7 protein-coding genes are annotated in these 6,428 nt (G+C 55.9%); 1 reads left to right on the forward strand and 6 read right to left on the reverse strand.

Annotation, left to right across the window (positions count from 1 at the left end; genetic code table 11):
- Positions 1-183: 183 nt before the first annotated feature.
- From AC06ND_RS05590 to AC06ND_RS05615, 6 genes are all read right to left on the reverse strand, one after another.
- Entirely contained in the window at positions 184-849 is a 666-nt protein-coding gene (locus AC06ND_RS05590; protein ID WP_475678008.1) for a bifunctional 4-hydroxy-2-oxoglutarate aldolase/2-dehydro-3-deoxy-phosphogluconate aldolase, read from the reverse strand.
- 10 nt (positions 850-859) lie between these two features.
- Positions 860-1,885, reverse strand: a complete 1,026-nt coding sequence (locus tag AC06ND_RS05595) for a PfkB family carbohydrate kinase (RefSeq protein ID WP_475678009.1) — start codon at positions 1,883-1,885, stop codon at positions 860-862.
- 11 nt (positions 1,886-1,896) lie between these two features.
- A complete protein-coding gene (locus AC06ND_RS05600) occupies positions 1,897-3,390 on the reverse strand; it encodes a UxaA family hydrolase (RefSeq protein ID WP_475678010.1) in 1,494 nt (497 codons plus the stop codon).
- A gap of 3 nt (positions 3,391-3,393) precedes the next feature.
- On the reverse strand, positions 3,394-4,797 hold the full coding sequence (gene uxaC, locus AC06ND_RS05605; RefSeq protein WP_475678011.1) for a glucuronate isomerase: 1,404 nt from the start codon (positions 4,795-4,797) through the stop codon (positions 3,394-3,396).
- A gap of 169 nt (positions 4,798-4,966) precedes the next feature.
- On the reverse strand, positions 4,967-5,239 hold the full coding sequence (locus AC06ND_RS05610) for a Txe/YoeB family addiction module toxin (RefSeq protein ID WP_475678012.1): 273 nt from the start codon (positions 5,237-5,239) through the stop codon (positions 4,967-4,969).
- A 10-nt stretch (positions 5,240-5,249) separates the two neighbouring features.
- Complete coding sequence (locus tag AC06ND_RS05615; protein ID WP_475678013.1) at positions 5,250-5,513, reverse strand: prevent-host-death protein; 264 nt, start codon at positions 5,511-5,513, stop codon at positions 5,250-5,252.
- 275 nt (positions 5,514-5,788) lie between these two features.
- Between AC06ND_RS05615 and AC06ND_RS05620 the strand changes: the two genes are divergently transcribed.
- A partial coding sequence (locus AC06ND_RS05620; protein ID WP_475678014.1) for a mannitol dehydrogenase family protein occupies positions 5,789-6,428 on the forward strand: 640 nt, incomplete at its 3' end.

Consider the following 6,428-nt stretch of genomic DNA (forward strand, 5'->3'; position numbering starts at 1 on the left):
AACCGACAAGAATCTACGCATAGCTGGCTATCCTTGTCTTATGGACTACTACGTCAAATTGCACTGAACAATGAAGAACCGCCGTATGCCGAACGGCACGTACGGTGGTGTGAGAGGTCGGAAAACAAAAGTAGGAGGAAAGTACTTTTGTTTTCCTCCTACTCGATTATGTGCTGCCGGAAGCTATCGGAGGCTCTCGATGATTGAGAGCGCGTCGCGGCAAAGCTCGCTGATCTTCGACCATTCTCCTGCTGCGATCACGTCCTTAGGGAAGAGGTTGCTGCCCATTCCGACGCAGGTCACGCCGGCCTTGAACCAGCCCTCGAGGTTCTCCTTGGTAGGCTTCACGCCTCCGGTGACCATGATCTGGCTCCATGGCATAGGAGCCCTGAGTCCCTTCACGAAGGCAGGGCCGAGGACGTCGCCAGGGAAGACCTTGCAGAGGTCGCAGCCGAGCTCCTGGGCCTTTCCGACCTCGGATACGGTGCCGCAGCCAGGGCAGTAAGGGATGAGCCTGCGGTTGCAGACTGGGGCGATCTCAGGGTTGAAGAGGGGACCGACGACGAAGTTTGCGCCGAGCTGGATGTAGAGTGCTGCGGTGGCAGGGTCTACTACCGAGCCCACTCCCACGATCATTCCCGGAAGCTCCTTGTTCGCGAACTTTACGAGCTCGCCGAAGACCTCATGGGCGAAGTCGCCGCGGTTGGTGAATTCGAATGCGCGCACGCCACCCTCGTAGCATGCCTTGAGGACGTTCTTTGCGATGTTGAGATCGCTGTGGTAGAAGACTGGAACCATTCCGGTCTCCTTCATAGTCTTGATGACTTCTATCTTGTTGTATTTTGCCATAGTCTGAATATTATCTTTGAACGCGACCGTTGGCATTGCCGCCGGCAAGGGAGAGGACCTCCGCCTCGCTCACGAGGTTGAAGTCGCCGTTGATGGTATGCTTGAGAGCCGAAGCCGCAACTGCGAACTCAAGAGCCGAAGCCTGGTCGCCAGGATACTTGAGCATGCCGTGGATCAGGCCGCCGGAGAACGAGTCGCCACCGCCGACACGGTCGATGATAGGGTCGATCTCGTACCTCTTGGACTGGTAGAACTCCTTGCCGTCGTAGATGAGAGCCTTCCATCCGTTGCGAGTTGCTGAGAAAGACTCGCGGAGAGTAGATACGACATACTTGAAACCGAACTCCGTCATCATCTGCCTGAAGATGCCCTCGTAGCCGGCTGCATCGGTGTTTCCACCCTCGACGTCAGCGTCTGGCTTGAAGCCGAGACAGAGCTCAGCATCCTCCTCGTTTCCTATGCACACGTCCACATACTTCATGAGCGGGCGCATCACTGAGATAGCCTTCTCCGAAGTCCAGAGCTTCTTGCGGAAGTTCAGGTCGACTGAGACGGTCACGCCGTGACGCTTCGCTGCCTCGCATGCGAGACGGGTGAGTTCGGCAGCCTTGTCAGAGACGGCAGGAGTGATGCCTGACCAGTGGAACCAGCTTGCGCCTTCCATGATTGCGTCGAAATCGAAATCCTCTGGGTTTGCCTCTGCGATTGCAGAATGGGCACGGTCGTAGATGACCTTCGAAGGACGCATGGACGCGCCGGTCTCTGCATAGTAGAGTCCCACGCGGTCGCCGCCGCGGGTGATATAGTCCGTCCTGACGCCATAGCGACGCAGCGCGTTGACCGCGATCTGTCCTATCTCATGGGCAGGGAGCTTGGTGACGTAGAATGCGTCATGACCGTAGTTTGCGAGGCTCACTGCCACGTTCGCCTCACCGCCGCCAGGGATGATGCGGAATGAGTCTGTCTGTATGAATCTGTCGTTGCCCGCAGGGCTGAGTCGGAGCATGATCTCTCCGAGAGTGATAACTTTTGCCATTGTATGTCTTGTCAGAGGGTTACGCCGGACTTGAAGATGGAAATCTCGCGTATCCCGTGTGTTTCATTATTGGTTGCCTTGCCCTCCGCTACGGCGAGCACGTATTCCGTGAACCTTGCCGAGGTGACCTCCATAGGCTCATCCTCAGCGAGGACGCCTGCGTTGAAGTCGATCCAGCCGGGCTTGCGCGCGGCGAGGGTGGAGTTGGTGGATATCTTCATGGTCGGAACGAAGCTGCCGAAAGGTGTGCCTCTGCCGGTGGTGAAGAGCACGATCTGACATCCGGAAGCCGCGAGTGCGGTGGATGCCACGAGGTCGTTGCCCGGTGCGCTGAGCAGGTTGAGGCCCTTGTTGGAGATTCTTTCACCGTAGGCGAGCACGTCCCTGACTATGCTGCTTCCGCATTTCTGGGTGCAGCCGAGGGACTTCTCCTCAAGGGTAGAGATGCCGCCCGCCTTGTTTCCAGGGGACGGATTCTCGTAGACCGGCTGGTCGTTCTTCATGAAATATGCCTTGAAGTCGTTGATGAGGCTGACCGTCCTTGCGAAGGTCGCCTCGTCCTGACATCTGTTCATCAATATGGTCTCGGCGCCGAACATCTCAGGGACTTCGGTGAGCACGGTGGTGCCTCCCTGGGCAACGATCCAGTCGGAGAATACGCCGAGAAGCGGGTTCGCGGTGATGCCGGAGAGACCGTCCGAGCCGCCGCACTTGAGCCCTACCTTGAGCTCGCTGACGGGAACCTCTGTCCTCTCGTCTTTGCTGCAGACCTCGAATATCCTGCGCGCCATCTCGAGTCCTACCTCCACCTCGTCGCCCTCGACCTCCTGGACCTTGATGGTCATGACCCTGTCGGGATCGACCTTGCCCACGAGCTCCATGAACGGACCGAGCTGATTGTTCTCACACCCGAGGGAGACGATGAGCACGCCGCCGGCGTTAGGGTGGTGGACCATGTCCGCGAGGATTCGGCGGGTGTTCTCATGGTCGTCGCCGAGCTGCGAGCATCCATAGTTGTGAGGGAAGGAGACGATGGCGTCGACCGAGCCCATGGCGCCGGCCTTCTCCTCGCGCAGCCCCTTGGCGATGGCGTCTGCGACACCGTTCACACAGCCGACGGTCGGGATGATCCAGACCTGGTTGCGTATGCCTACCTGACCGTCGGCGCGGCGGAAGCCCTTGAATGTCCTCGGCTGAGCAGCAGGAATGTTCACGAGCTTCGGCTCATAGCTGTACTCGAGCAGGCCGGAGAGGTTGGTCTTGATGCAGGAATGGTCCACCAGGCAGCCCTTCTCGACCGGGCGGGTGACATGACCGATGGGGAAGCCGTACTTCACCACGTCGTCACCTTCCCCGAGCGGGGCGAGGGTGAACTTATGTCCTGCGGGGATGTCCTGGGCCAGAGTCATGCTGAGCCCGCCGAAGCTTGCGCACTCGCCTGAGCGAAGGTCCTTCAGCGCCACGGCGACGTTGTCCGCAGGATTGATCCTTATGTATGATGCCATCTTCTAGAATTTGAAGTAGTTCTTTGCGTTGTAGTATGAGATGTCCTGGATCATCTTTCCGATGAATTCCATCTCGCTTGCCGGGAGCTTGCCCTTCTCCACGTCCATGCCCACTACGGAGCAGAGGATGCGGCGGAAGTACTCGTGGCGGGTGTAGCTGACGAAGCTGCGCGAGTCGGTGAGCATGCCCACGAAGCGTGGGAGCAGGCCGAGCACCGATAGTGCGTTCATCTGCTTGCGCATGCCGTCCTCCTGATCGAGGAACCACCATCCCGAGCCGTACTGCATCTTGCCCGGAATGCTGCCGTCGTTGAAGTTGTAGGCCATGGTGATGACTGTCTCGACGTCCTTAGGATTGAGGCAGTAGAGTATGGTCTTGGCGAGCTTGCCCTCGCTGTCGAGCTTGTCGAAGAAGCGATTTCCGGCCTCGGCGCACTGCAGGTCGAGAATGGAGTCGGTGCCGGCGTCTGGTCCGAAGCTCCTCATGAGGCTGCTGCGGTTGTTCCTGATGACGCCCATGTGGAACTGCTGTGCCCATCCGGACTCCGCGTCCATCACCGCGAGGTCGTGCAGACCTGCGCTGCGATATTTCTCGAGCTCCTCCGCGTCCGGAGCCTTGCCTGCCATGACCTTGCTGAAGATGGCCTCGATCTCCGATGCGGTGTAGTCGGCCGCATGGAAGGTGTCGAGCCCATGGTCGGAGAGCTTGCAGCCGATGGCCTCGAAGTAGAGGTGACGCTTCCTGAGCGCCTCCATGAGGTCGGCGTATGTCCTGATCTCCATGTCCGTAGCCTCGCCGAGCTTGGCGACGTAGTCCTTGTATGCGGCAGGATTCTCGATAGCTATGGCCTTGTCAGGGCGCCATGTAGGGAGCACCTTGGTGCCGAATGGCTCCTCGGCGATCTGCCTGTGCCAGCGGAGGTCGTCGGCTGGGTCGTCGGTGGTGCAGATGGTCTCCACGTTGAAGCGGCGGATGAGGCCCTTCGCGCTGAACTCAGGCTGTGCGAGCTTCGCGTTGCACTCCTCGAAGATCTCCCTCGCGGTGGCAGGGGAGAGAAGCTTGTCGATGCCGAAAGCCCTCTTGAGTTCGATGTGGGTCCAATGGTAGAGAGGATTCCTCATCGTGTATGGTACCGTCTCTGCCCACTTCTCGAACTTGTCCCATGCAGGGGCGTCTCCCGTCACATACTTCTCCTCGATGCCGTTCGCTCTGAGAGCACGCCACTTGTAGTGGTCGCCGCTGAGCCAGAGCTCGGAGATGTCTCCGAAGGTCTTGTCCTGGGCAATCTCCTGAGGGTTGAGGTGACAGTGGTAGTCTATTATCGGCAGATGCTCCGCGTTGCCGTGGTAGAGTTCTCTGGCAGCATCGCTGTCGAGCATGAAATCGTCATTGATGAAAGGCTTCATGATACTGTTCTTTGCGTGTTGCGCCTGTGCTTTACGGGTCGCGAAAAAGCTGACATTCGCAACACACAAATATAACTAAATCTTTGTGATTGGACAATGCAATGGCGATTGCTGTCAGATTCTGGTTTTGGACGGCTCGCTTGTGCTTGACTTTTGACTCTTGTGCCTTCTAACGTCCATAGTGTCCAAATACGCTGAGTACCAAGACTTCAATGGTCTCATCGTAGATACGATAGACTAGTCGATGCTCATGAGTTATTCGGCGGGAGTAGACGTTGCCATCGAACCCTTTTAATTGTTCGCATTGCCCCGTACCAGAACGAGGATGTTCAGATATTTCTGTTAATAGTTTTGCAAGTTTGGGGATTGCCGTAGGGGCTTTCTTCTGCAACTCCTTCAAATCCTTCTTCGCATCAGAAGAAAATACAACGGTATACAACATAGAAATATAACTATTCTTTTATCATTCGTTCAAGGAATGCCTCCATTGTTTCGCCTTCTGCCATGGCGGTTGCTTTTCCTTGTTCATATTCAACTATACCTCGGTTGATTTTGGCTTGCAATGTCTCATTGTCAATGATCATATCATCGTCAGACACAGGCACAAGCTTATAGTTGCCATGCGTGCGAGACATGATGACGACTGTGTTGCTCTTTGCAAGGTCGAAGTACTTTTTTTGATTGGCCCTGAATTCTCGGCTGCTTACGAATACCATAAGATTAATTTTTCTGCAAAGATATATAAATAAGTTCGTGTACCAAAATGTGTACACAAGTACTCTTCAATTGGTATGTCTTGTCTATCGTGTCGCGAACTAAACTTTTCTGCAGTTTTTTTGAGTTCTCGGCGGGGACGGGAATGTTGACGTGTCTTTGTTTGGGCTAAGGGTATGCGCATAAGCATGTGGGCGGCGGGAAATAATGGCATCGACGTGCGCGGTTCCTTGAAATAATTCGTAGTTTTGCATGAGATTTTGATATTCACTGAACCATGGAAAGATTGAACCGTACGACTGCGCCTGGCGCACGTAAATATACCGAGAAGGTCATTCAGTTCGGCGAGGGCAACTTCCTTCGCGCATTCATCGACTGGATCATCTGGAACACCAATAAGAAGACCGATTTCAATGCGTCCGTAGTGGTCGTGCAGCCGATCGAGAAGGGTCTCGTGGACACGCTCAATGAGCAGGATGGCCTCTACCATCTCAACCTCCAGGGACTCGACGAGGGAAATGCGGTGGATTCTGTCGAGATGATCGACGTCATCAGCCGCGGCATCAACCCGTACCGTGACTTCGAGGATTACCTCAAGCTCGCGGAGCAGCCCGAGATGCGCTTCGTGATTTCGAACACCACCGAGGCCGGCATCGCGTTCGACCCGAGCTGCAAGTTCGAGGACAAGCCAGCGTCGTCATATCCGGGCAAGCTCGTGCAGCTTCTCTACCATAGATATGAGTACTTCAATGGCGACATGAGCAAGGGCTTCATCATCCTTCCATGTGAGCTCATCTTCCTCAATGGAAAGGAGCTCAAGAGATGCATCCGTGAGTACATCAAGCTCTGGAACCTCGGCGAGGGCTTCAGCGAGTGGTTCGAGAATGCCTGCGGAGTATATTGCACCCTCGTGGACC

It is taken from the genome of Candidatus Cryptobacteroides sp., from assembly GCF_056207615.1.

What these genes read in the sequence shown, in the direction of transcription:
- AC06ND_RS05590 (WP_475678008.1), bottom strand. Translation starts at nt 849, where the DNA reads ATGGCAAAATACAACAAGATAGAAGTCATCAAGACTATGAAGGAGACC.
- AC06ND_RS05595 (WP_475678009.1), bottom strand. Translation starts at nt 1,885, where the DNA reads ATGGCAAAAGTTATCACTCTCGGAGAGATCATGCTCCGACTCAGCCCT.
- AC06ND_RS05600 (WP_475678010.1), bottom strand. Translation starts at nt 3,390, where the DNA reads ATGGCATCATACATAAGGATCAATCCTGCGGACAACGTCGCCGTGGCG.
- uxaC (WP_475678011.1), bottom strand. Translation starts at nt 4,797, where the DNA reads ATGAAGCCTTTCATCAATGACGATTTCATGCTCGACAGCGATGCTGCC.
- AC06ND_RS05610 (WP_475678012.1), bottom strand. Translation starts at nt 5,239, where the DNA reads ATGTTGTATACCGTTGTATTTTCTTCTGATGCGAAGAAGGATTTGAAG.
- AC06ND_RS05615 (WP_475678013.1), bottom strand. Translation starts at nt 5,513, where the DNA reads ATGGTATTCGTAAGCAGCCGAGAATTCAGGGCCAATCAAAAAAAGTAC.